The 25223-nt window shown below is 53.6% G+C and carries 19 protein-coding genes; 9 read left to right on the forward strand and 10 right to left on the reverse strand.

Annotation, left to right across the window (positions count from 1 at the left end):
• Nucleotides 1–13: 13 nt before the first annotated feature.
• The 7 genes from CA13_RS12755 to CA13_RS12785 all read right to left on the reverse strand — a co-directional run bounded on the left by CA13_RS12755 (nucleotide 14) and on the right by CA13_RS12785 (nucleotide 9012).
• Complete coding sequence (locus tag CA13_RS12755; RefSeq protein ID WP_419194263.1) at nucleotides 14–1957, reverse strand: HEAT repeat domain-containing protein; 1944 nt, start codon at nucleotides 1955–1957, stop codon at nucleotides 14–16.
• An 88-nt stretch (nucleotides 1958–2045) separates the two neighbouring features.
• The gene (locus tag CA13_RS12760; protein WP_146397202.1) at nucleotides 2046–2435 is read right to left on the reverse strand and encodes a four helix bundle protein; all 390 of its coding nucleotides are present in this window, start codon (nucleotides 2433–2435) and stop codon (nucleotides 2046–2048) included.
• A 113-nt stretch (nucleotides 2436–2548) separates the two neighbouring features.
• Entirely contained in the window at nucleotides 2549–3814 is a 1266-nt protein-coding gene (locus CA13_RS12765) for a Gfo/Idh/MocA family protein (protein ID WP_146397204.1), read from the reverse strand.
• 160 nt (nucleotides 3815–3974) lie between these two features.
• A complete protein-coding gene (locus CA13_RS12770; protein ID WP_146397206.1) occupies nucleotides 3975–5390 on the reverse strand; it encodes a sulfatase family protein in 1416 nt (471 codons plus the stop codon).
• Nucleotides 5391–5429: 39 nt separating this feature from the next.
• Nucleotides 5430–6803 carry a sulfatase family protein gene (locus CA13_RS12775; RefSeq protein WP_146397208.1) on the reverse strand — a complete coding sequence of 458 codons (1374 nt, stop codon included), beginning with the start codon at nucleotides 6801–6803 and terminating at the stop codon, nucleotides 5430–5432.
• Between the two features lie 80 nt (nucleotides 6804–6883).
• Nucleotides 6884–8473, reverse strand: coding sequence for a FecR domain-containing protein (locus CA13_RS12780; RefSeq protein ID WP_146397210.1), 1590 nt, complete (start codon nucleotides 8471–8473; stop codon nucleotides 6884–6886).
• Complete coding sequence (locus tag CA13_RS12785; RefSeq protein ID WP_419194264.1) at nucleotides 8470–9012, reverse strand: sigma-70 family RNA polymerase sigma factor; 543 nt, start codon at nucleotides 9010–9012, stop codon at nucleotides 8470–8472. The genes CA13_RS12780 and CA13_RS12785 overlap by 4 nt, the downstream gene beginning before the upstream one ends.
• Nucleotides 9013–9162: 150 nt before the next feature.
• Between CA13_RS12785 and CA13_RS12790 the strand changes: the two genes are divergently transcribed.
• Nucleotides 9163–9957 carry a 3-keto-disaccharide hydrolase gene (locus CA13_RS12790; RefSeq protein ID WP_146397213.1) on the forward strand — a complete coding sequence of 265 codons (795 nt, stop codon included), beginning with the start codon at nucleotides 9163–9165 and terminating at the stop codon, nucleotides 9955–9957.
• 290 nt (nucleotides 9958–10247) lie between these two features.
• Here CA13_RS12790 and CA13_RS12795 read toward each other — a convergent pair whose 3' ends face one another.
• Genes CA13_RS12795 through CA13_RS12805 form a run of 3 tightly spaced genes read right to left on the reverse strand, consistent with a single transcriptional unit; the run spans nucleotide 10248 to nucleotide 14250 of the window.
• Complete coding sequence (locus CA13_RS12795; RefSeq protein WP_146397215.1) at nucleotides 10248–10916, reverse strand: hypothetical protein; 669 nt, start codon at nucleotides 10914–10916, stop codon at nucleotides 10248–10250.
• Nucleotides 10913–13996: an HsdM family class I SAM-dependent methyltransferase gene (locus CA13_RS12800; protein ID WP_146397217.1), complete on the reverse strand. Its 3084-nt coding sequence runs from the start codon at nucleotides 13994–13996 to the stop codon at nucleotides 10913–10915. Before CA13_RS12800 ends, CA13_RS12795 begins: the two co-directional genes overlap by 4 nt.
• Nucleotides 13993–14250 carry an HTH domain-containing protein gene (locus CA13_RS12805; RefSeq protein ID WP_146397220.1) on the reverse strand — a complete coding sequence of 86 codons (258 nt, stop codon included), beginning with the start codon at nucleotides 14248–14250 and terminating at the stop codon, nucleotides 13993–13995. The genes CA13_RS12800 and CA13_RS12805 overlap by 4 nt, the downstream gene beginning before the upstream one ends.
• A 386-nt stretch (nucleotides 14251–14636) precedes the next feature.
• Between CA13_RS12805 and CA13_RS12810 the strand changes: the two genes are divergently transcribed.
• The 8 genes from CA13_RS12810 (at nucleotide 14637) to CA13_RS12845 (ending at nucleotide 25191) form a co-directional block, all read left to right on the forward strand.
• On the forward strand, nucleotides 14637–16073 hold the full coding sequence (locus CA13_RS12810) for a sulfatase (protein WP_146397222.1): 1437 nt from the start codon (nucleotides 14637–14639) through the stop codon (nucleotides 16071–16073).
• A 625-nt stretch (nucleotides 16074–16698) separates the two neighbouring features.
• Nucleotides 16699–17070, forward strand: coding sequence for a hypothetical protein (locus CA13_RS12815; protein WP_146397224.1), 372 nt, complete (start codon nucleotides 16699–16701; stop codon nucleotides 17068–17070).
• 314 nt (nucleotides 17071–17384) lie between these two features.
• Complete coding sequence (locus CA13_RS35055; RefSeq protein WP_419194265.1) at nucleotides 17385–17546, forward strand: hypothetical protein; 162 nt, start codon at nucleotides 17385–17387, stop codon at nucleotides 17544–17546.
• A 278-nt stretch (nucleotides 17547–17824) separates the two neighbouring features.
• Nucleotides 17825–19468 (forward strand): TolC family protein, encoded by a 1644-nt coding sequence (locus tag CA13_RS12825; RefSeq protein WP_146397226.1) that lies wholly within the window; start codon nucleotides 17825–17827, stop codon nucleotides 19466–19468.
• A 275-nt stretch (nucleotides 19469–19743) separates the two neighbouring features.
• Nucleotides 19744–20853, forward strand: a complete 1110-nt coding sequence (locus CA13_RS12830; protein WP_146397228.1) for an HlyD family secretion protein — start codon at nucleotides 19744–19746, stop codon at nucleotides 20851–20853.
• Complete coding sequence (locus CA13_RS12835) at nucleotides 20832–22871, forward strand: ATP-binding cassette domain-containing protein (protein ID WP_419194266.1); 2040 nt, start codon at nucleotides 20832–20834, stop codon at nucleotides 22869–22871. The genes CA13_RS12830 and CA13_RS12835 overlap by 22 nt, the downstream gene beginning before the upstream one ends.
• Nucleotides 22868–24022, forward strand: a complete 1155-nt coding sequence (locus CA13_RS12840) for an ABC transporter permease (RefSeq protein WP_146397230.1) — start codon at nucleotides 22868–22870, stop codon at nucleotides 24020–24022. Before CA13_RS12835 ends, CA13_RS12840 begins: the two co-directional genes overlap by 4 nt.
• A complete protein-coding gene (locus tag CA13_RS12845) occupies nucleotides 24019–25191 on the forward strand; it encodes an ABC transporter permease (protein WP_146397231.1) in 1173 nt (390 codons plus the stop codon). Before CA13_RS12840 ends, CA13_RS12845 begins: the two co-directional genes overlap by 4 nt.
• The last annotated feature ends 32 nt before the right edge of the window (nucleotides 25192–25223 follow it).

Genomic DNA, 25223 nt, shown 5'->3' on the forward strand with positions numbered 1-25223 from the left:
CCTCAAGGTCATTCTATTTCGACATCGAACGCGAGATGAGTACTTTTGCTCGGTCGGCGATTATCGAGTCTTTTGTCACGGCGATGACTTTCGGCATCACGGCCGCAACCGATGCTGGATCGTTGTCGACGATCTTTTCACCAATCGTAACGGCCGCCTTGCTCGCGTCTTCACTGAGTGACGAGTTGTTCAGGTGCGGTGTGATGAACTTGAGGCCTTGCGCGGACGGGAACCTCGTGAGCGTGTCGAGCACAAGTTTGCGTTCTTCATCTCGTGTCGCTGCGGCGAATGCTTGCTTGCTCATCTTCAAACGCTGACCAGATTTCAGGCCGAATTGCCGAATGATACGGATGTAGCCGCGAAGGCAACGGACACGGTATTCAGAATTTCCTGATTGAGCCAACTCCAGCAGCACCGGGGCGGCGTCTGGTGTCAACCATCTTCCGAGCGCCTGCGTCGCAGCATCAGCAGCAGAATTCTCGCCGCCTTCGGCTGCGGCCTTCACGCCAGCCAAAGCCTCTTCGCCACCGACATAGATAAGCAGGTCCATCAACTCGGTTTGGTCCGCAGCCGACACGCCATTCATTCGATCCAGCAGTACCTTGGACGCGGCATCGCGGTTGCCCATGCGTTGACACGCTTTCCGCAGAGCTTCCTTCATCGGTTTGGCGGACTCCGAAGATCCCATCGCCAACATTTGATCGACTAGCGGTGGAAAATCTTTGAGTCCGACGGTCATCCCCAGGCCATCGATGGCAGAATTACGTAACTCCGGATCATCGGCCGAAACGAATTTCAACAGCAACGGGATCACACGCTTGATCCCGCGTCGACCGGCAACATCAACGAGTACCAAACGTTCTTGTCCGTCGCTGTTTTCCAAGCGTGTTGCTAGCTGCGAGTCGATATCGTCTCCACCAAGTATCGCCAAGCTGTCGCGTGCTTCGGTTGCAAGAGTTTCGTCGTCGGAGAGCGTCGCCTTTAGCAGGATAGGAAGCACGGTGCCATCACCCAATTTGCCGATGACTCGAGTGGCCGCGATTTTCATACTCGCATCACCAGACTCTGCCGCATCGACTACCGCCTTTAGCGCTGACGTGTCACCGCGATCACCCAGCACATGCATCAACAGGATTTGGCGGTCGGATGAGAGTGAATCGAGTTGAGTCAACAATTGCTCCGTGGTCTTCGCATCTGCCAAATTGTGTGCGAGTTCCAAACCGATGCGAAACAGAGCTTGATCGTCATCGCTCAAATAGGAAGCCATCAACTCGTTCACGTTCTGTGAACCTGCTCGGATTTCGCCGAAGCGCGACGCCACGTTGATATGCTTCGGTAATTCGGCTGAGCGCAAGTCCGCCAAAACCTTCAGCGCATCCGCGTTCTTTTCTTGCATCAGCAATCTGTCTGCTGCGGTCAGCAAGGCGTCTGCTGCGGTGACATGTAGCGATTCCTTGCCACGTAGCGCCTGCTGAACTGCCGCGATAGACTCTGGGGTGGCGAGCGCACCCAATGCAGAAACAGCCGCCACCGCAACCTCGTTGTCACCGCTGGCCGCAAGACGAACCAACGCGCCGGCGGCCTGCGTATCTCGACGAGCAGCGATGGAATTGATCACACCGACAAGCTGCCGTCCTTCTAATTCTGCGAGCGAATCGCGAAACGCCTGATCAACTTCTGAACTAGGATTCGATTCCAAAGCGGTTCGTGCGTAATGTGACAATTCCGGAACGGCCAGCAGCTTCGCCACCACAGGCACCGACTTTGACGTGCCGATAATCGCCAGTCGCTGGCAAGCTTTGGCTTTGTCGAACAACTCGGCATCGGAATCTAAAACCGCCAACAATTGCGATTCATCACCCTCGGCCGGAAGAGGCTGCTGTGCCGATGCGGATAGAGGAAACGAGAGAAGTAAAACGAGGACGGAACCGAAATATCTTGGGCGAAGTGTGGTCATGGAAGACTGTTGGGATGGAATGTTGGTGGAGAAGAATTGAAAAAGTGAAATTGACAATTGAAAGATGCAAAGTGAATTGTGTGGGTCGTCAGGGCGGTGACGACGCGCGTTTTGAGCTTTCTTGATTTGATTTCGCGGTGACGATTGACTTACCGACAATGTTGCAAAGCTGACTGACTTCATCTAGCAATGGTGAGACTCGAGTTAACGGCAAGAGCTCGGCTTTGATGTTCAACTTGATCCACGTCCGTGACTCACGTAGTTCTTTTAGAGCAATCCCCAGCTTGTGAATGAAGTCACGCTTGCTCTCTGCTGCACAGGCTTCTGAATAGTTGGGAGCTGGTGACGTACCACTGCGGACCAATTGCTCTGCGATGTGTCGTCCCAACCGAGTGTCAGGAAGTGCGTCCACGGCTTTTCCAATACGGGCCGCAATGTCCAATAGCCGATTTTCAAGATTTTCACCTCTTCGATCCATAGCAATCATCTCCGATGCTCATTGAGATTCATTCATTTTGAAATTTGCAGTTCTCATTTTAACTTTTTCAATCTCCACTTCCCCACAAACAACCGCTCAACGCAATCCGACGTTTAAACTCGCCATGGTTCACGCATGGCGCGAGAACGCATGCGGTTGGCTTCTTCGTCGCCTGCGAATTCCTCCGTCATGGGATCGAACTTCAATGTTCGACCGAGTTGCCAGGCGATGTAGGCAGCGTGACACACGACGTGTGACTGCGCCACGACCGCAGCGTTCGCATTGGTCAACGCTCGCGTCTTCACACAATCCAGAAAGTTGCGGATGTGGGTTGTCGGATCCGTTCCCGCACGATGGAAGACCGATTGCTGAGTACGCAGCGATTCCGGTTCGAGGATAAAGTTCCCCGAATCACCGGTTTCAATCCAACCGTCGTCGCCTTCATAGCGGACACTGCACGTGCCCATGCCCATCCAGCCTTCGCTACGCATGACCAGCTTCAAGCCATCGGCATAAATGCATTCCACTCCATCGGCATTCGGGATGTACTGAACCGGTGCGGTGTTGTCTCTGCCGGCTGCCCATTGGCAGAGGTCAACCGTGTGTGAACCCCATTCGAGAATTCCGCCACCATGAAAATCAAAATGCCCACGCCAGCGACCGGCAACGTACTGTGAGTTATACGGTCGCCACGGACATGCACCGAGCCAGCGATCCCAATCGCAAACGTCTTTCGCAGGTTCTGGTTCGGCGGGCAGCCAATGGTGACTGGTAGCCGGTGGTCGCGTATTGGCGTGAATGGTGTGAAGCTTTCCGAGTTTGCCATCTTGTACCAGGTTCTTCGCAAATTCAAAGTTACCGATGGTGCGCCGTTGTGTCCCCGCCTGATAGACACGGTTGTACTTGCGATACGCGTCGGCCAATGCGCGGCTTTCGGCGATGGTCAGTGAACACGGTTTTTCGCAGTAGACGTCCTTGCCAGCTTTCGCAGCCAGAATGGAGGCCATCGTGTGCCAGCGATCACCGGTCGCGATCAGCAGCGCGTCAACATCATCCCTGCCAAGAATCTCGTACATGTCTTGATACAAAACGCAGTCTTTGTTTCCGTACGTGCCGTCGACAAGCGTCTTGACGGCGTCACGCCGCGACTTTTGCAGGTCAGCAACACCGACAAACTGCACATCCGAATTGCCGAGAAAACACTTTAGGTCGGTGGTCCCGCGTGGTCCGATGCCCAAGCCACCGACAACAATCCGATCGCTGGGAGCGACGGCGCCGCCAAGTCCCAGAGCAGATGAGGGCACAATGGTGGGCGCCGCGATTGCAGCGCCTGCGGCCGCCGAAGTCTTCAAGAATTGACGTCGATTTCTGACTTTCATGATTTGCTCCTATGCACTTTTGCTTGATAGGTTGAAAAAACTTACTTTGAATGCAGGCGTTTCGATGGATTGAATAAGTTGGTCAACTGTTCGGAAATGACTTCGCAAGTCGATCAGTTTCTTAGGTTTTCAGTTGGTGATCTGATGTGTGAGCAACCTTCTACTTGCTATCCCGTTGGGCAGTAATCGCGAACGTTTCGGCGTCTTTGTCGTCAGATGCCTGGATCCATTGCTCCAGGAAACGGCGGTGCTGACGAAGTGTGCTGGCGTGCCTGGGTGCGGTCGCAAGATTATCCATTTCACCGGGATCATTGCGCATGTCGACGAGGGATTCTCGGAGTCCGCCGTCACGGTATACGCAGTACTTGAAGTCGACGGTGCGAATCATTCGTCCCGTGTGGTTTTCCGTCACAATATAGTCACGCCAATGATCGACATGATCCGATTCAGCAAGCGGGCGCAGGCTTTTCCCCAACAGACCCTTCGGTGCTTCCAGGCCTGCGTAGTCGCATACCGTCGGAAGAAGATCCAGCCCGCTGGACACCAAATTTGTGTCGACGCGGTGAGTGATCCTGCCTTTGTATCGCATCAAAAGTGGAACACGAACGGATTGCTCGTAGAACCGCCCCTTCGAGGCCAAGCGATGGCAGGCGTCCATGTCTCCGTGGTCACTGGTAAATATGATTAATGTATTTTGATCTAACCCGTTGCGCTTGATCGCATCGAGAATGCGTCCGATGTGTCGATCCACTTGCTCGGTGAGTCGGCAGTAGATCCAGCGATAGATCTGCCACTGCCGCTGATCGTAGACCTTTCGCATCGTGCCAGCGGGAGTCACGGCATTTGCCTTGGAGTAGAGATCGATCGCATCCGGTTCAAGATCAGGAATTCGAAAGTTGTCTGGCAACGGTGGAAGTTGCTCAGGTGACATTGCGGACGCTTGTTGATAAAGATGTTCGACACTCTGCTTTCCCTTCTGCGACTTACCTTTGTACGCGCGGTATGCGAAACAGATGTCGTGCGGATTGATGAACGAAGCGACGGCAAAGAACGGTCGGTCCCGCTTCCGCTCGATAAAATCAATGCACGCCCCCGGCAATGCCTCGCGTTGATCCTTGAAATATTCGTCATAGCCGGCGTTCAGGGGTTCTAGCTCAGAGCACATGTGTACCTTGCCACCGTAGAACGTATCGTATCCGGCGCGCTTGACCATTTTTCCGAGTGAGCTGTTGTCGACCTCCAATGGAACGCTGGCTTTATCGCCGTTGTTCAGCACGCCGAGTCGACCGGCCATTACGCCTGTCGCCATGCTGATACGACTGGGCACGCAGACGGGGTTGGCCACATAGGCGTTGGCAAACCGGATACCGTCTCGAGCCAAGCTGTCCATCGCTGGCGTGTTGAGGAACTTGTTCCCGGTGCAACTCATCATGTCCGCATGCTGCTGATCAGTAATGATCAGCAGAATGTTAGGCGGTTGTTCATCAGCCGCCGAACTCGCCAACGAAACGGCACACCCCACCACGAGGCAGATAAATCTTACGAGACAGAACAGCTTGGAGCGTCGAGAATTCAAGATGGGATCCGGATAAGTTGTGGTTTGGTTTCTTTGTGTCTATTTCTGCTTTGTTGGTGAAGCCACGACGCCCACCTTTCGCTCCGTCACTGGATACCACTCGTTAAGCCGTTCACTGAGTTCCTCAACGAGCGCTGGCTGCTTCGATGCCAGGTTCACCTTCTCGTGCGGATCAGACGCCAAGTCAAACAATTGCGGCTGACCGCCCGTCGGCGGATACTTCATTTTGCCAGGTTGACCGTCGTACGTGAGAAGTAGTTTACTGTGGTCGCGAATCACCCAACGATACAACAGCGACGCTTGCGGGTTTTGAATGTCGGCGATGTCGTGAGCGAACGACTCGCCAAAAATCGCGTTGCGTTTGATGGGTGAAGCGTCCTGCAGATGCGGCAGCAAATTCAGGCCAGGCAGTTGCTTGGGGATTTCCGCACCCGTCGCCGCGAGAATCGTCGGCACAACATCGATGCTGCTGCAAAGCTCAGGCCGGTCCGCGGGCTCGATCTTACCGGTCCAGCGAAACATGATTGGAGTACGTGTCCCACCCTCGTAGGGACTTCGTTTCGATCGTGGTGCGTAGCCACCGTGATCTGGGTCCTGAACCCAACCGTTATCAGTGACATAAATCACCAGTGTGTTATCGGCGACGCCCTTTTCATCAAGTCGATCAAGCAGTTGACCGCACGTTTCATCAAACCAGTCGCACATCGCATAATAAGTTGCGATCGATTTCGTGAGCCCCGACTGTTGGTATTTCTTCAGAATACGTTCTGGAGGATTGTGCGGGGTGTGAGGTAGGAACGGTGCATACCAGATAAAGAATGGCTTTTCGTCATTGATCGCGGTGTCGATGAAATCATTGACAGGCTGCATTCCTTCCCGACCAATCTTCAATCCGTCGTCTCCGTGTCGGCCACCTTTCTCGGGATAGCCACGCGTCATTCCATGCGTGAATCCGCCGCGTCCGTAACTTCCCTCCCACCACTTGCCGCATTGAAAGCTGAGGTATCCTTTCGGAGCGAGTAAACGGGGCACCGTCATGTTTCTATCGATGTTGGAAATCAAGAGTTCGCGGGGATCCTTGCCCGTTTCCATCGCATGCCGCTGGTTCTCAGGAGTCTTAGCGGGATCGTTTCCTGTTATCAGATTTTGGTGCGAATAGAGTCCCGTGATCAAAGTCGATAGCGAGGGACGGCACAATGCCGTTGGCACATAGCCCCTTCGAAAGGTGACGCTCTGCTTTGCCAGTTTGTCAAGATTCGGTGTCTGGATTTCAGGATGCCCCATAAAACCGTAGTCGGTCCACGACTGATCGTCCGAGAGAATCAAGACGACGTTGGGCGGTGGACTGTCGGCCTGCGCCGTGAAGGCGAATGCAACCAGGAATAGTGCCGATATCGTCAATCGCTTTGTCATTCTTATCTCGTATTGCGTTTGTTTGTCGAAGTACAAAATGTAGCGTGTATACGCTGGTCCCCGGATTTGTCGCTGCACGATCAACGCGCAAGTGAGGTTATTCTCGCATCCCAAATGGCATCGTTGGAAACGGAGAACGATCCCATCAATTTTTCTTCCATGTGTGTACGCAGTTGACTGAGTTCGTCTCGTTGGGTTTCACTGGGTTCCTCGGTCAGCAGGAGCGGCCATTTCGGTTGACCCCAGAATGTTTTCTCATAGTCTGCGCCTTCTCGTTCCACTAATAGCAGGCCAAACGTAAGGTTGCCGTGTTTCTCTCCAAACAGCAGGTCGAATTGGACCGGATCGTCGCCCACTTCGATCCACGGTCCCGATGCGAAGCCAGCCAAAGCATTCAGGCAGGGCCAGGCGGGATGGTCTTGCCTTGGCACGTGAACGATTTCGCGAAAGGCTGAATCGTATCGTGACCCGTCAAACACAGGTTTCCCATCAATCGCGACCAGCAGGTTGTTGTCCGCGTATCCCCAGAAACGATAGCGTCCGGGACCGGGTGGAGTGAGTTGGCCGCTGTACCAGGTGAGCCAGCCAGCGCGACTGACTACATCGGGATGGAGGCCACTGCGCTCTGCAAACTGCTTGTATGCACCGGCGATACCGGCAAAGCGAAGCGGACTGCCTGAATCGAGTCCTTCGAGACTGCTTCGGTCTCGAAAACCGGATCGAATTACCGAGGAGAACCGCAGTCCCATCAGGTCATCCATGGCTGGTGCTTGAGGGAGATCATCGCTTCCAAAACTGTAAATCTTGCCCGATAGCGATTGCACGCTTTGGTCAAAGGATGGTTGTGACAGTTCCGGCATCCCGTCCGTCTTCTGCGTGAGCAGGCTCAATTTTCCGTTTTGACCAAAACTCGCCACCTCACCTTCCGTCATCAATCGCCCCCGATTCCCGCCGCGTTTCTCAATCGCGACTTGCCCATCGAGCACAAACACTTGGGATGCCTTCTTGCGAGCGGTGACAACAAAAACCGTCCCGAGGTCCGTGATTTCTCGCTCTGCTGTTTCGACGACAAAACCGATGCCCTGGGGCGGAACGTGCAGTTTGATATCCCCACGGTGAAGGAAAATGCGTTCTGAACTTTCAGCCGTCAGGGTAAGCGGCGCCGTAGCGATGGCATGCACTCCGCTATCACGAAACACTAGTTCGATGACACCTTCGGACATCGTCAATTCGTCACCAGCTTGCAAAGCATCACCGCGGGATAAAGGATGCTGCGGACGCGTATGTCCTTTGCCGTCAATCCGAAGCACGGTGGCCACGCCAAGTCCATTCTCAATCGGGAGTACTTCGGGCTGGTAATACCACCCCAAGAAACTCACGGTGATGACAGCAGCAATGCTTGCGGCAACGCCAACCATCGCCCAAATGCGAGGTTTCAGCGATAAGACGTTGCCCTTGGTGACGGGCTCATTCCAATCCGCCTCCTGCCCCATCTCTGCCGCCGCTTCCTCAAGGTAAGCGTCGGCCTTGAGGGCAAGCCTCAGCTTACGGCGTTCTTCGACAGCTTCCTCTTTCTGCAGGTGAAGTGACAATTCCTCTAGTTCCGATTCCGCCAAGTTTCCTTGGACGTATTTCTGAATTAGCTCATCGAGCCGGCCGGAATTCATCATGAGACGGGCTCCGTGTTGAGTTCGTTTTCGACGCAGTCCATTAATTTGACGCGAAGCCGTTGCACAACTTTGTAAAGGCTATTGGGGGAACGATTCGCTTTGGCAGCCAGTTCTTTGACGGCGCCGGGCTTTCGATAAGGAGCCAGAATCAGTTGTTTGCGTTCCTCGGGCAGCTTGTTCAGGCAAGACATGAGTGCACGGTATTCTCGCGCCGACGAATCACATTCGGCTTGCTCCGCCTCGCCTTCATCAAGCAGTGAATTCACCAGATCCTCGCTAAAAACGTGTCGATCAACGACCAGCTTTCGTCGGTATCGGAAGCTGATGTTTCGTACGATGGTCTTGGCCCAGGGAAGGAATTCTTCTGCGTACCGCAATTGGTCCTGCTTTTCCCAGATCACGATGCTGGCTTCCTGCATGACATCATCGATCGGATCCACCGACGGCAGAATCATCCGCGAGTAAGCCCGCAACGCCCGGTTGTGCCGGGCGAAGAGCTGCAGCAACTGGCTGCCTTTTTCGTGTGAGTTGAGATCCATTACTGATATATCCACGTCGGCGCCGGATTCTGCCTGGGTTCCGACAAAAAAAACTAAAAAAACAACGGCAGAATCGCCGCCCCGATACGATTTGAGGATAGCGAGACCACGTTGCACCTGCTCAAACTGCTTTTTAACCAGAGATAACCAATGGTCCATCATACCCATTTGATTCTGATTACTAGTTTATTCATCGGTTCGTTGAGCGGATCGTTGTGCAGCGACTTAATTGCCGCCGAGCCAGGCTTTGAGACTATCTTTGACGGCAAGTCTTTGCAGGGTTGGTCGGGTGATCCGAAACTTTGGTCGGTGCAAGATGATGCGATCACGGGAGTGACGACCGACGAAGAACCGCTGAAGTACAACAAATTCCTGATCTGGGATGGCGAGGTCGAGAATTTTCATCTTCGCGCGAAGGTTCGATTGATCGGCAACAGTAACTCGGGGATTCAGTATCGTTCGACGCACCTGAAGGACGAGGGCGAGTTCGTCGTCGGCGGATATCAGTGCGACATTCATCCCAAGCCAGAAAACAACGGAATGCTATACCACGAGCGTGGACGCGGGATTGTGGCAAAGCACGGCCAGAAAGTCATCGTCGATGGCGCGGGCGATAAGTGGATCACGGGAACGACCGGCGGAGTGCAACAGATCAAGCTAGATGACTGGAATACGTTTGAGATCATTGCGAAGGGCAACAAACTGGTTCACAAACTGAACGGAAAGGTTTGCGCGGAGATCATCGATCATCACGGACACGGCCGCTTGATGAAGGGCGTCGTCGCCATTCAGGTACACCGTGGACCCGCGATGCGGGTTCAGATGAAGGATGTCGAAGTAAAGCACCTGCCTGCGGGCGGAATGTTGTCGCTGGACGACGCGCCGATCCCAGCGGATGCAGAGAAAGTGCCCGGCCGTAAACCGCGACCACGTCCAAAACAATGATCTGTGACGCGTACATGCTCAGGTCTCTCTATTTTTTGACATTTGATTCAAACCGTCGCTGTTTTGGATCAAATCCGGCACGGGCGTTGAAGAGGCACGCATCGTCAAAGAAATATTGGGATAACACGAGACCACTAGAGAGTTCCAAACAGTGCCGCAAAGCGATCGACGATATCGAATGCAATTTGGAATTGAAAACCGAAGACCTAACCTGACCCCGGCGAAGTCTCTCCTAGCCCGGCGAAGTCTCTCACGTGACCGGAGGTCAATTCAGAATCACCCGTCTCGGCTCAGGCGATCGCTGGTAGCAGGTTCTGCTTCGTTGGCATGAAGAAGTGTTGGATCAAGACTTCTCCGGCGGCAACTTCTCTCGTGTGCCGAGTCTCTCGCATATTGGCATGCTTCGGCTCAAAACGAGACGGTTGGATTTCCTTCTCGATGAGTCGAAGCATCGTTCGTTTAGCCTCGATGTTTTTGAGGATTCCCTTGATTGCTCCTTCGACATCACCGTCCAGGACGAATGCCAACATCCCGCCGTGTTCTACGGAGTGGGAATACTGACCAGTCACAAATCGCATCATTCCTTCTTTGACATACTCCGAAAAGTAGCGACGTGTGGAGCCATCAGCTTGCCGAGCATTGATGCGTTTGCACTCCAACGCGAAATAGATGGATTCATCTGGAACCAGAGGAATGAAAACGATGTCGATCCGTCCTTGGTCAGAATTGTCGTCGGCGGAATCGAGTTCGACGATCTGGGGCCTAACCTGGAGCGGAAGACTTGCAAGTTCTTTTGCAGCCCGCAGTCGTCGACACAATTCATCGGATACCGGGTCTTCACGAGTGTCCGGCGCGATACTGGGCATCGCTTCCCAAGCGGACAGTATCAGTTCGACGATGTCGGGGACGAGTGAGTCGAGTAGATCATTCCACTGCTGTGTGTTGCCCAGGATTGTCATGCAGGCTGTTCCGCCGATTGCATCAACAAAGAGCCCGCAATTTCGTCCGCGTCGTTCATTGCCGAGGTCAGTGTCCAGTTCCGCTGTTCAAGCGGTTTTACTATATAGAGCTTGTTCCCATCGAATACTTTGATACCACGGACTAGTTCGATTGCGCCGTGTTGCTTCGTTGCGATTTGACGGAGACGATCAAGCGTTTCGACGATGCTGGTGCTTTCACTCGGCATAGGTGTCGTAATCTGTGAACGATCAACTTTCTCCAGAACTGCCAGCCCTATGCCGGAATCCGCTGAAATAAGAACCTGCCCACGCACACCGCTATCGCCACGGGCCGACCAGTCATTCAATAAGTCGCAGACGCGAGCGAGGTAAGCTTCACGCTGTTGCGGTGATGAAGTCTTGACGGTCGGAACGTTTAGACGCGAGCGTGTCGGTCGAGTGCTGGGGATAGAGATGCTGATCGTTTCATTGATGAGATCGCGTTCCGTATCAGCGATATCGAAGTAATCGAAGACAAGTTCGTCGAATCGAACCATCGCCTCTTTCACCAACTGTTTTTTCGATCCAGGAAACGATAGCAATTTAGCCTGGAATTGTGCGAAAACGTCGCATACTGATTCGATGATAGAGTTCGCACTTTGCGGGCCGAAGTGCGTCTCAGGAAATGGAAACGGAAGTTTGAGGAGTTCTTCGTCATAAATTCTTGCGCGACTGACACCCCAACTCGCCGATCCGTGGAAAAGGAAATATCGTGCAAGCTTGGACTTCAAATACACCGTCAAGAACTTGAGCAAATCGGCGTCCTGTTTAGGTCCTTGGATTCCCTTAACAGAGTGTCGAAAAGATGCCGAGAAATCAAGAAAAACTACTTTTGAAAATCCAGCAGTAAATAGCGTGTGAGGAGCATTAAATACCTGTGTGCTAACGCCCGATCGCTGGCGTACCGTTACAGATTTACTGCCGAGATTGTCACAGTCCGCAACTGTCATAAATAAGTTAAATTGATCGTTGGTTGCCTCAACAAAGACCGTTGAGTCCAATTCAACTTGCTTCGATTCCGCCGGATCGTCGCCAGGGCCCAATGGCTGAAACCCTTCGCCGATAATCCATCGTTTGTCCGATTTTTCGCGCACTTGTCGTACGTTGTCACGTAGCCTTGGCAGGTCAGAAAGTCGATCCAGCAGTCGGCGATCCCGTGGAGTCGCCCAGAAGTGCCGCTTCCAAACTTGTGGTGCATCAAGACTTGCAAGATCCTCCACGACTTGGCTTTGATGCAGGGTTATGCAATCTTGTTCAGCAATGCGAATCACTTCCGCTTTTGTGACGGACCAATCCGACTTCGGAGACCAATAGTTAATCCGATGGGCCTTCAAATTCGGCTCTGCAGGGTTGTATCGGACCACGATCGCCGGAAAGCCAGCAGCCTCAAAAAGGAAACGTTGGTAATCAGCTAAATTCAGAACGCACTGAAGCGAATGACTTTCGATCCAATCGCGTTGGAACTGGATCGCTTTCCCGCTGTTGTTAAACAACACACCTGCCGGAAGAACGACGCAAACGACGCCGCCGTTTTCCGTATGCCTTGCCGCTTTACGGATAAACGCCGAAGCGATTTGGTTGTTGGGAAGGCGAACATCATTTCTGCTGCACCACTGTCCGGCCAATGTTTCAGGGCCGGCGATATCTCCCCAAGGCGGATTGCCGATTACCAATGACGCATTGGTTGGGATCGACGACGATTCCTTGAAAAAGTCGATGCAGGTGATGTTTCGCTGCGTGTCGGAATCGGTGACCAGTTTGGGTAACGCTCTGCCCTTTTCCTGCAACTGCTGAATGTCACGTGGGGAGAGTTGATCCAAATAGGCGAGATACAAACTGAATGCCGCGATTCGGCAGGCCGTTGGATTGACATCGACGCCGAAAAGGCTTTCCTGGATCAGCGACATCAGCTCGCGAGCGATCGTGTTGTTCCGCGCTCGAGGGTTCACCTCACGCCATTGCTGGGCCAACCGATTGAACAGGCCCACCAAAAAAATTCCCGAACCGCAGGCAGGGTCGAAGAATGTTTTGCCGATCAAGTTTGGCATTTTTTCTAGAGCGACATCCAACACGACTTCGGCAAGGAATCGCGGCGTGTAGAACGCTCCTTTCTGCTTGTCGCTTTCTGTTAGGAAACGTTCGTAGATTGCACTGACGGTTTCAATTGGGATGCGACCGAAGTCGTAAGGCCAAAACGATTGCTGTCCCGTTTTGACGGACGTTCCATGAAAAAAAGCAGATAGGACTTCGATGTGCTTATTGACGATGTACCGTGACTCAACGGTCAGGTTGTCGGCGAACAAGTCGCCGTTGAAGTCAACCGCCAGTCGCTCGAATAACTTGTACAGAGCCGCCTTGGCTTGCCCGGTTGGATGAATGCCAAGAACATCGCGCAGATGCTCGCAATCTGGCACGTCAATCGACGCTAAGTAGTCGCCGCCGATCACGCCTCTATCGAAGAGATAGGCCGTGAAGACGAGCCGACAGAGCAGGCTGTCGAGCACTTGATCGGGAATGTCGCGCTGGCTCAAGTCGTTGAGCTGCTGACGGGTATCGTTGAGGTTCGATAGAAGGGCGCGGTCAACGCGTTGATCGGGATTGAATGACTTTCGATTTTGGTGAAAGTAGTGCCCCGATTCGATCGACAGTAGCAGTGCAGGCAAATCATCGGAGACCCGGTCAAGCGTCTCCACCAAACCCGCACGATTCTCGCTGGTGTCCGGTCGTGTTAGCCCAGAATAAACATGCACGGAGTCATTGGTGATAACGACCAACACAGGCGCACCGCCGTGATGCCAAAAGTCGCGGTACAGCTTGGCCTCCGTTTCCGCATCGCTGATGTTCAAACAGCGGAAATAGACCAATGGAGAATTACCTGTGCAGAGAATCCCATCCAGATCTAGATCATCAAATCCACGGTGCAACAGATGAGCCTGCGGAACGTCACCAGCGAGTGACGATTCATCCACGAAGAACTCAGGTGCGTCGCGATGTTGGAGACCGAATTGATCGATCCACGTTGACGTGTTAGACGAACTCATGAGTTGGGTCCCTCTCCCGCGTCCGTCTCGCGAACAAGCATCGATTCGATGACGCGATATGCCCAGCGTTGATCGACTCGAACGGCTTTGATTTCGTAGCCGTTAGAACGCAGAAACTCGATATCGCGATTGATCGTCGGCTCAGAAACGCCCAGTCGCTCGGCGAGGACGCGTGTTGAGAGGTCTTCCTTACGGATCAAATCTAAAATGGAAGCGAGACGATCGGAAATCTCTGTCGTTCGTTGATATCGCATTCCATGGCCCTCCCAAACCCTGCTGTGGATAGCCAAGTCTATCATTTCGTGATTGACTTGGCAATCCGCATAAACCTCGCGGAAGGGCAAAAGGGGGCGGGGGTCAGTTGAGAAACGACCCCGTCCTGATTTCTTTTTTGGTTCGCCGCTACGCAACCTACGATGGGTTCTACAAATCAGAAGATCCATCGCTTGGTTTGTCCGATCGAAGTGATCGAGGTCGATAGTCAGGGTCACAGCTTTTGGCCCGGCTACTTCCATTGTCAGGAAATGGTCGATTTCCTCATTGACAAAACGCGCAGTCAATGAGCTTTGGGATCTAATATAAATCGAAAGAAGATCGGCAGAATCGCCGATGGCTCGCGATCTGAAGTTAGGAGACCACAATGAAACTTGTTGAAACGAGACCAATGATTGCGTTACTGCTGACCGCGGTCACGGCTGTTCTTGCCTCTGCTGGCCAGCAACCCAACGTCATCATCCTGTTTGCGGATGACCTCGGTTATGGGGAGCTCAGTTGCCAGGGGAATCCGGAGATTCCTACGCCGCATATCGATTCGATCGCGGCGAATGGCGTCCGCTTCACCGACGGCTATGTTGCTGGCCCAAACTGCAGTCCCTCACGGGCGGGACTGCTGACCGGACGAACGCCGACTCGTTTCGGGTACGAATTCAACCCAATCGGAGCGGTCAATGAGCATCCGGGAATCGGACTGCCAGCCGCCGAAGTCACGATTGCCGAAACCCTACAAAACGCCGGATACACGACCGGGCTGATCGGTAAATGGCATCAGGGTGGAACCGCGGACTTCCATCCCTTTCGCCACGGATTCGACGAGTTCTTTGGGTTCATGCACGAAGGCCATTACTTCGTGCCGCCTCCCTATGACGGTGTCACGACAATGCTGCGCCGCAAGACTCTGCCAGGCGGACTCTCGGGCCGCTGGCTCGGGAACAAGGAATTGATCTATACCGATCATATGGGCGGTAACGAACCGGACTACGATGCCGACAATCCAATCACTCGCGGCGGACAGCCCGTTGTCGAAACCGAATACCTGACCGATGCGCTCACGCGTGAAGCCGTCGACTTCATCGATCGTCACGACGACAAGCCGTTCTTTCTTTACCTCGCCTATAACGCGGTCCACAGTCCACTGCAGGGTGCCGATGCCTACATGGAAAAGTTCTCGCACATCGAAGACATCCATCGGCGCATCTTTGCAGCCATGCTGGCGAATATGGACGACAGTGTCGGCGCGGTAATGACGCAGTTACGAAAGTCAGGTCTGGAAGAGAACACGATCGTATTCTTCCTCAGCGATAACGGCGGTCCGACTCGCGAACTCACCTCAAGCAATCTGCCGCTGCGAGGATCCAAGGGCCAAATGTATGAAGGCGGCCTGCGCGTGCCTTTCATGATGCAATGGAAAGGAACGATTCCTTCCGGCCAGATCTATGAAAAACCTGTCAGCTCATTCGACATTTACGCCACCGCGGCGGCCAGCAGTGAAGGTGTCACCGCACCGAAGCAGATCGAGGGTGTCGATTTGATTCCGTTCGTCACCGGAAAGAACTCCAGCACTCCGCACAAAACCCTCTTTTGGCGCCAGGGCGGCAAGACAGCAATACGCCACGGCGATTGGAAGCTCGTTCGCATGGGAAAGAGGTTCGAACCAGGCAAAGCGAAGTGGGAACTCTATGACCTCTCGAAGGATATATCCGAAGAGATCAACCTCGCCAAATCACACCCTGAGCGTCTCGTAGAGTTGGTAAAGCTATGGGAACAGATGAACGGCGAAATGGTTGAACCGTTATTTTGAATCGAAAGCCGCGAGCCACCGACTTTAAAAATGGAGCATTGCCAAAACACTCGCATTAAAACTACCTATGAATCACGCAAAAAGTCTTCTACTTGCGACATCTTTCTTGCTCGCGGACTTTGCCATCGGTCACGCGGGTTCTCGTGTGGTCAAAAAGTCGAACGAGCATTTCGGTCTGTGAAATCGGAGGTTGGTTTGCCATAGAAGGTCGAATTCTTGATCGAGATCGAGCCCACATTCATCGGTGCCTTTAAAAACCGGTTCAAAACGGCCGCACCGCGCAACAGATGTCTTCGTTCTTCAGGAATAATCGAAAGCAGTTGGAGAATTTCGTGTCTCGGTCCAGGATCAAGTATTTCTTGCCACTGAGAAATCCATCTTCACAGTTCGTCAATCCACGGGCCATCTGTGGCATCCAAGCTTCGTTTGGATTCGTCGTGCAGCCTGCGAAATGAACACGACGGGTTCTCAACTCCATGACAAACAGAAGAGAGTAAGTTGTCAATCTGTGCTTGGTCCAGGCTTCCACGGTTGTGAAATCAATCGTCGCTGTCACGTTTCAATGGGCTTTCAGGAATGTCTTCTACGATCCGGTAGTTTTTCGTGTAGGAGCGGGCGCGATGACATGAGCCTTCAAGATGCTGCCTACAGTGGTGTCCGCAATTTTGTACCTGAGCTTGGAGAGTTCACCCTGAATCCCACATTAACCCCACATCGGATTCTCTTCGGCAAACCGAACAACGAGATCAACGATCACCTGACGGATGCGTGGTCGACCAGCCTTCTTCTCTCTGCGATCGGAGTAGTCCCATTTATTGGCAACGAGTTGTCGATGCCAACGGAGGATTGTATCCAGCGTGAAGAGGGTGCCAATCTCGCTCAGTGCCTTTCTGCCGAGAACTTAGCCCTTGACCGCCAAGCGACGATGCTGGTCATCGGTCAGAACGATTCGATTCTTTTCGAGTTTCTCTTTGAGGACTGCGTTCCCCGCGCATAGGTACTCAATGATCTTCCGCTGTTGCTCGTTCGCCCATCAAGCAAGAATGATCCGCATCAGCTGCCACGGTTGCAGCATGAACTTCGTCTGCGTCTCGGTAGTCTGGAAAATCCGAGACGACCATTGGTGTGTTAGCATAGAGCCGTGTGGGCCGATGAGAACAGTTGCACAAAGATTGCCGACGCCAAGCTGAAAGCTAGGTTGGCTGAGAAACATGGCTCACAAATGCTTGATTGTTCGATTTTCGCCGTGTCAAATGATCGGTTGAGTTTTTTGACTCAACAGGGGCGACGTACTATGAAATTGGCAGTGCAATGGCCCGTATTGTCGTTGTATTCCCCCATGACCAACGTGCCATTCTGACGATTTGCTCTCGAATCCAAAACATGGACGGGGTGGCGGACGTCACGATTTCCATGTCGCACTTGCTGGGCGGTGACGGCGTGATCTTGCGGATGATGAATCGGTGGCACTGAAGCGAAGTGCCGGCATCATTTGCGATGCGATCGACTCGATAGGTCGCATCACGATCCTGGTGAACCGGAAACGTCGACCTTGCGGGTTCTCGCGGTGATGACGATTCGCGTCGTAGCGGTGATGCGGGTTGCTCCGTGATGCATCGCCTGGCTGAAACCTTCCTAGCGGGCGTGCCGATGACAATGATTATCGCGAACTGTTGTCGAAATCCGGTCCTGCCGTTTTTTGGGACGAGCGACTTTGAACCATCAAACCGGCGTCGTCAAAGGCCTCAAGCATGCATCCACGCAATCAAATTGCCCTCGCAGTACTGCTCGTGAGTTCTATCGGATGCGCAGGTAGCGATGCGCATCGTATGGCGAACACGTCTACGGTTAACAGTCCGTCCGCAACGATACAGCAACAAAGCGATGATGGTTACTACTCTGAGCTTCCTTTGCCAGTGAGCCTAGTGGCCTTTGCTGACGAGGACGACGATTTCGCGGAAAATGAATTAGAAGAGGTATCTTCGGATGTGAAAACCGTTGATGACGAAAAGGAGAAGGAGTCAGACTCTGAATTGGACTACGATCTGGAGTTGAATGACGCTGACTCAGCCGGTGAACAAGAACTGATGCCGGTATTGATCGATACAATCGAATTTGCTTCATCGGGCGGCGAGTCGCTTCAAGAAGCTTGGGCGATGGCGGTCACCGTCGATCAAAAGCTGCAGTCCAAAGCGAACGTGACCGGCGCGGCTGTCTACGCTCATGAAGCGGCGAAGTCGGCGAGAAACCCGTCGCTCCGGACATTCAACTCTTACACGGCCCTTGATAGAACGCCTGGGATTGGTGTCAACATACCCGGACTCTCATCACTTGGATTCAGTTCACTGCCAATTGGCGAAAAGGATTTCTTCTCGTCCGCGACGCTCGCGTCGATTCCCCTGTACACGAGTGGTCGCATCAGCAGCACGATCAATTCGACTTGTGCCAATGTGCATGCGTCGCGATTCGATCAACGCTCCGAAATGCATGACCTCAAAATGGAAGTTGCTCAGGCGTACGTGAATGTGTTGAAGGCAGAAAAACTGGTTGAGGTTGTTCGGATCAGCGTCAATACGCTTGAAGAGCATCTTGTTGATGTCCAGGACTTGTTCGACGAGGGTGTGGTCGCCAACAGCGACGTGCTTGCCGTCAAGACACTCCTGTCAGATGCTCGCGATAAGTATCTGCGAGCGACCAACGGGCTTGATCTCGCGAGTGCCGCCTATAATCGGTTCGTCGGACGACCGTTGGATGCACCGGTATCGCTTACTGAGCTGATGAATTCGCAACCGGCGAGTTCGGAATTCGTGAGCCCAGGGCTCCCGATCGAGGCCGGTCCCGATGAACTGGTCGCGATTGCTTCTGCACAGCGATCGGAACTGCAGGCAGTGGCCCACAAATCCAATGCGCTTCGTCATCAAGCGAAACGGGAACTCGCGGCCCTCGGTCCCCAAGTTGGTGCTGCTGGCGGATTTAGTTTTCTTGAGAACGAAAACCTAACTCATCAAGGATTTTGGTCAGCGTCTTTGTTGGCTGAATGGACCATTTTCGACGGTGGCGTTGCTCGTAACAAAGCAGCCTCGCTCAGACAGCAGGCGTCCGCACTTGCTCGATTGAAACGCGACCTGGAAAGCCGGATTGCTCTACAGGTTCGTCAAGCATGGCTCAACTTGCAGAACGCGACGGATCGAATCAACGTCACCGAGAAATCGGTCGAGCAGGCGGAGGAGAACCTGAAAGTTGCTTTGGACCGATATCGAAAAGAAGTGGGCACGAACACCGAAGTCCTCGACGCTCAGACGCTGCTAGTTCAAAGTCGCAACAACTATTACGCGGCCAACTATGACGCAGCTCTGGCACGGGTGATGCTCGATCGAGCGACCGGGAGTCTTTGACCCTATCGGAGTCCTTGAGGTTTCCCGTTGATCGCACCCTGTTTCGGTTGCGCGAATACGCGCAGTGCTCGCATGTGGGCAGTCTCACCAAGCCGACCGGCCGGTAAAGAGCGATAACAACCGTGAACTCGCCTTTCTTCAGCGCGTTCTTCCAGCGGCACACCTTGTGCGTCACGACGTCAAATGTTCGTCGTACCTCGAAAAGATTGCGGGAAGTCAAACGTGTGACTTCGTAAAAAGGCCGGCGACGGATTCCGAAATCAGGAAACGTCGAAATGGCGAATTTCTTCAAACGTGTTGTCATACTCCTGCTCCTGGCGGGCTGCACGGCTGGCGGTTACTACGCCTGGGATCGTTGGGGGCGAGTCGAACCGCTGCCTGAAGGGCTGGTACAAGCCAATGGGCGGATCGAAGGCGATCACGTCACGGTCGCCAGCAAGTTTGCCGGCAAGATCAATGAGATGCTGGTTCGTGAAGGCGAAAGCGTCAAAGCGGGACAAGTCCTGGCGCGATTGGAAAGTGAGCAAGTCAAGGCAAAGCTGCGACAGGCTGAGCAGGCAATCGAAGCGGCTCGCGCTCAGCACCGTGCTGGCCAATCGGGCCTTGAGTTGCTCGAGCAGGAAGTGCCACTGATGATCGACACAGCACAGGCGTCTTTGGAGCACGCGAAGGCGGTGGTCGCGAAAGCGCGAGCGGCCGAGCAACAGTCTGCCCGTGACGCGTCCCGTTTTGCAAACCTCGCATCGCACGGAACGATCGACAAACGCAAGGGCGAGGAAGCTCAGCTCGCTTGGACGGTCGCAAAGAACGATGTTCGCGTAGCCGAGACAGCGCTCACGCGAGCGGAAAAACAACTCGCGGAAGCCAATCTAGGTAGTCGCCGCATTTTTGCGAAAACACAGGCGTTGGAAGCGTTGGCCGCGCAAGTCGCTGGTGCCGAAGCGGTGCGTGATGAAGCCCAAAGCGTCCTTGACGACTTGACCATCAAGGCTCCCGCGGATGGCGTGATCACGACGCGAGTCGTTGACGCAGGGGAAATCGTTGCTGCGGGGTCGCCGCTGTTCGACTTGGTGAATCTTGATCGGTTGTACTTGAAGGTCTACGTGCCAGAAATCGAAATCGGCCACGTTCGGCTTGACCTGCCCGCCCGCGTTCACACGGATGCGTATCCAGAAAAGCCGTTTCCGGCAACAGTTCGCTATGTTTCCTCGCGTGCGGAGTTCACGCCAAAGGAAGTGCAAACGACGGATGAACGGGTGAAGCTCGTCTACGCAGTCAAGTTGTACCTGGATGAGAATCCAGACCATCAACTGACGCCCGGTTTACCGGCTGATGCAGTGATGCGTTGGAAGGAGGAAACACCGTGGATGAAGCCGCAATGGTAAATGCCAGCCAGGGTTTGGGGGTTACCACAGTTGAATCTCAAGAGTTTACGAATGCGACACTGGAATCAGCAGATTCAAAACCGGTCGCCCAAGTATCCAAGTTTCGGAAGACATACGGTCGCACTGTCGCGGTGGATGGCATCGACCTGGAAATCCAGCGTGGCGAAATTTATGGACTAATAGGACCTGACGGTGCCGGTAAAAGCAGCCTGATGAAAGCGGTCGCGGGCGTACTGACGTATGACAGTGGCACGCTGGATGTGTTTGGCGTTCGTGTCGATTCCGAGCAATCGTCCGAGGCGATCAAAGATCGTATCGGACTGATGCCGCAGGGACTCGGCCTAAATCTATACGCCGATTTATCGATTGAAGAAAACGTCGATTTCTTCGGCCAAATTCGACTCATCCCCAAGGGAGTACTTCAGGAGCGAAAAGACCGTTTGCTCGGAATGACTCGACTGGACAAGTTTCGTGACCGGCCGATGAAGAATCTGTCAGGAGGCATGAAGCAAAAACTAGGCTTGGTCTGCTGTCTCGTCCACCATCCACAACTCGTCATTCTCGATGAGCCGACAACTGGTGTAGACCCGGTTTCGCGACGAGACTTTTGGAGCATTCTTGCGCAACTGCTGCGAGAAGAACAAATCACAGCGCTAGTCTCAACCGCTTACATGGACGAAGCGACGCGATTTCATCACGCGGCGTTGCTGTTTGACGGAAAGGTGCTTGCTCGCGGTGAACCCGACGAAATCGCAGCGCTCGTGCCAGGCCGAATCGTGCAAGCGAAAGCAGAACCGCAGGCGAAAGCGTTCGCATTGGTAAAAGAAACGTTTCCGCAATCCGAGGCCGTTGGACCCTGGCTACGGGTCTTCGTCGATGACGCCGACGATGAACAAGCAACAACGGCCGTCACATCAAGTATGGAGGAGTTTCGACCGCAGGAAATTCACGTTGCGGAACCTGATTTGGAAGATGTCTTCATCGCGCTGCTGCGACGGCGTGGCCTGACCGACGACGATCATTCTGCCTCTTTAGTCGGCAATGCGGACTCAGTCAGCGATGGCGATGGTCTCGCTATCGAGGCTAACAACTTGGTGCGTGCATTCGGAAGCTTCAAGGCTGTCGACGGTGTCAGCTTTGAGGTGAAGCCGGGCGAGATATTCGGACTTCTTGGTGCAAACGGGGCGGGCAAAACCACGGTCATCAAAATGCTGACAGGACTGTTGCCACCTACTGCTGGAACTGGCCGCGTCGCGGGTGCCGATATGCGTCGCGCTGGCCAAGCGATCAAAGAACGAATTGGTTACATGTCTCAAGCGTTTTCATTGTATCAAGACCTTACGGTGGTTGAAAACATTCGTCTGTACGCAGGCATCTATGGGCTATCGCGGCGGATGACGCGTGACCGGACCGACTGGATCATTGACATGGCTGGTCTTGCCGGTAGAGGAAGTGATCTGTCGGGAAGTTTGCCGATGGGGCTGCGACAACGGTTGGCGATCGGATGTGCTCTTGTTCACAGCCCGCAGGTGCTGTTTTTGGATGAACCAACATCAGGGGTCGACCCGATCGGACGACGACGATTGTGGGACATCATTTTCGATCTATCTCGCAACTCAGGCGTCGCGGTTATGGTCACCACTCACTACATGAGCGAATCCGAACACTGCGATCACATCGCGATGATGTACGCCGGCCGTGTTTTTGCCGACGCATCGCCGAGCGAGCTCAAAACAAGCCTTCGTGAAGAATCTGGACAACTGCTTGAAGTGACAACCGATAAACCGCTTGCCGCATTGGACGTCTTGCAATCGGGTGGATTCGACGGCGTTTCCCTCTTTGGCAAACGCATCCACTTGCTCGCCCCCGATCCGAGCAAAGCGGAACAACAAGTCCGAGCGGCTCTCGGCAAGAAAGACGTTGGAGTTCTCTCCGTGAGCGAACAGCCTTTGACGATGGAAGACGTGTTCGTCAACCGCGTATTGGCTCTTGAAAAAGCAGACGAGGGCAAACAATGAACGTCCACCGTGTAGCAGCCACGGCATCAAAAGAGTGGCGAGAAATCGTGCGTGACCGCTTGTTCCTAGCGTTGACGTTTCTGGTGCCAACCTCGTTGATGCTGGTCGTTGGATACGGGTTGTCACTGGACGTGGAAGACATCCCACTAGCGATTGTCGATCGCGACGGCACCAATCTCAGTCGCGAGTACGCGCACCGGTTTATTGACTCTCGCTACTTCGATTTCAAAGGCTACGCACTGGACCGCCATGCACTGCCACTGCTGTTGGCTGACAACAAAGTCCGCGCTGCGATCATCATTCCGGAAAACTTCCAAAAGGAACTCATGGCTGGCCGCCCGATCGTCGTGCAGACGCTGATCGACGGTACGCTTCCGTCCCGTGCGCAGACGACGAAGGGCTACGTCCTGGCGATGAACACCGCTTTTACCAGCGAGATGCTGGCGATGTTCATTTCAAAAAAGCGAGGCATCCCGCTTGGACAAGCTGCGAGATCACTCCGTCCGGTCAAGTTCGAGGCAAGGTACCTCTACAACCAAAGCATGAGAAGCGACTGGGCGCTCGCGCCGCGGTTAATCATGGTCATCCTGATGATGACGCCGCCGTTCTACACGGCACTTGGGATTGTTCGCGAGAAAGAGCGAGGCTCGATCTACAACATCTATTCGTCGACCGTCAGCCGGTTCGAGTTCCTGGTCGGGAAGTTGATCCCCTACGTCGGGATTTCGTCGGCGAACGCTGTCATACTTTGGCTAATCGCGACACAGTTGTTTGGGGCACCGTTCAAAGGCAGCCTGCTGTTTTTCATACCTGCGACGCTGCTGTACATCATTTGCACGACTGGTCTAGGGCTGGTTGTCTCTGTCATGGTCAGAACACAAGTGGCCGCAATGGTCGTGACGTTCATTGTCACCGTCATTCCTTCGATGCTGTATTCGGGCGTGATCGTGCCGATTTCATCGCTTAGTGAAACGGCACAGGTCACGGCCCACGCGCTTCCAGCGATGTATTACACGAACATCATCGTTGGAGCGTTCATGAAAGGTGTCGGATTGCGAGAACTTTGGCCTGATGTGCTTGTTCTCGCGATCTATGCGACCGTTCTCTTAACGCTTGGGTATCGAATGTTCCACAAGAGGCCCAGCACATGAGCGATATGCCGTCCAACAGCTGTATTCGTGCAATGGTCGTTTGGTGGAACCGAATGCGAGTGATGACGATCAAGGAATACTTGCAACTCTATCGCGATCGCATTTTGATCGTGTTCATGGTTTATGCATTTACCTTGGAAGTGTTTCTGGCGGGCTCGGGCGTGAGCATGCAGTTGCACAACGCGGCATTGAGGGTTCATGATTCCGACCACAGTTTCGCATCACGAGAGCTCATTCACCGCTTTCGCCCGCCACATTTCAGGATTGATGGTGAAGTTCTCAATCACGGAGAGAGCATTGACCTGCTGGATCGTGGCGAAGCAATGGTCGTACTCGATATTCCCCCCCAGTTTCAGGAATCCCTGCTTAACGGCGATACGACAAGCGTGCAGATGCAGATCGACACATCGAATCCCGTGCTTGGCTTCCTGGCGACCAGTTACGGCAGTCAAATCGTTGGCCAATATGGACTCGAAGCGGCGATGAAACGCGAAGGGATGAGCTTGAATGAACTCGCGACTCCAATCATCAACGAAGAACACCGGGTCTGGTACAACGCCAATCAGAACGACGCTTGGTTCATGTCGGTCGTCGAAATGCTGAATGTCATCACGATGTTTGCCATTCTACTACCGGCATCAGCAATGGCCCGCGAAAAAGAACGCGGCACGGTCGAGCAGTTAATGGTTTCGCCGCTAACGACATTCCAGATGATGTTCCCAAAAGTGCTTGCGATGACAACCGTGATCTTGGTTGGCACGCTGATAACGATTCATTTGATTCTGCAGCCGTTTTTCGGGGTGCCGTTTCGCGGCAGCTTGACCTTGTTCATGGCGGTGACAGCGCTATACGTATTCACGACTGCTGGTATCGGGATGTTATTGGCGACGATTGCCAGAAACCTGGCACAGGTCGGAATGCTCACTGCATTGATATTTATTCCGATGGTTTTTCTGTCAGGGGTTTGGACGCCACCGGAAAACATGCCATCGGTTCTTCGAGCTGTCAGTGCGATCGCGCCGTTGCACCATTACATCGACGCCAGTCTCGGCATCATGCTCAAGGGCGCGGGAATCGACATTCTGTGGGATTCGATTCTCGCAATTGCATTGTTCGCAGTGGCGATCTACGGCCTCAGTATGGGCTACTTTCGCCGTCAACTTGGATAGCGTCATGGCGCGAGCTTCCCCTAGGGAGGAGA

The organism is Novipirellula herctigrandis, from assembly GCA_007859835.1.
Lineage (GTDB): Bacteria > Planctomycetota > Planctomycetia > Pirellulales > Pirellulaceae > Novipirellula_A > Novipirellula_A herctigrandis.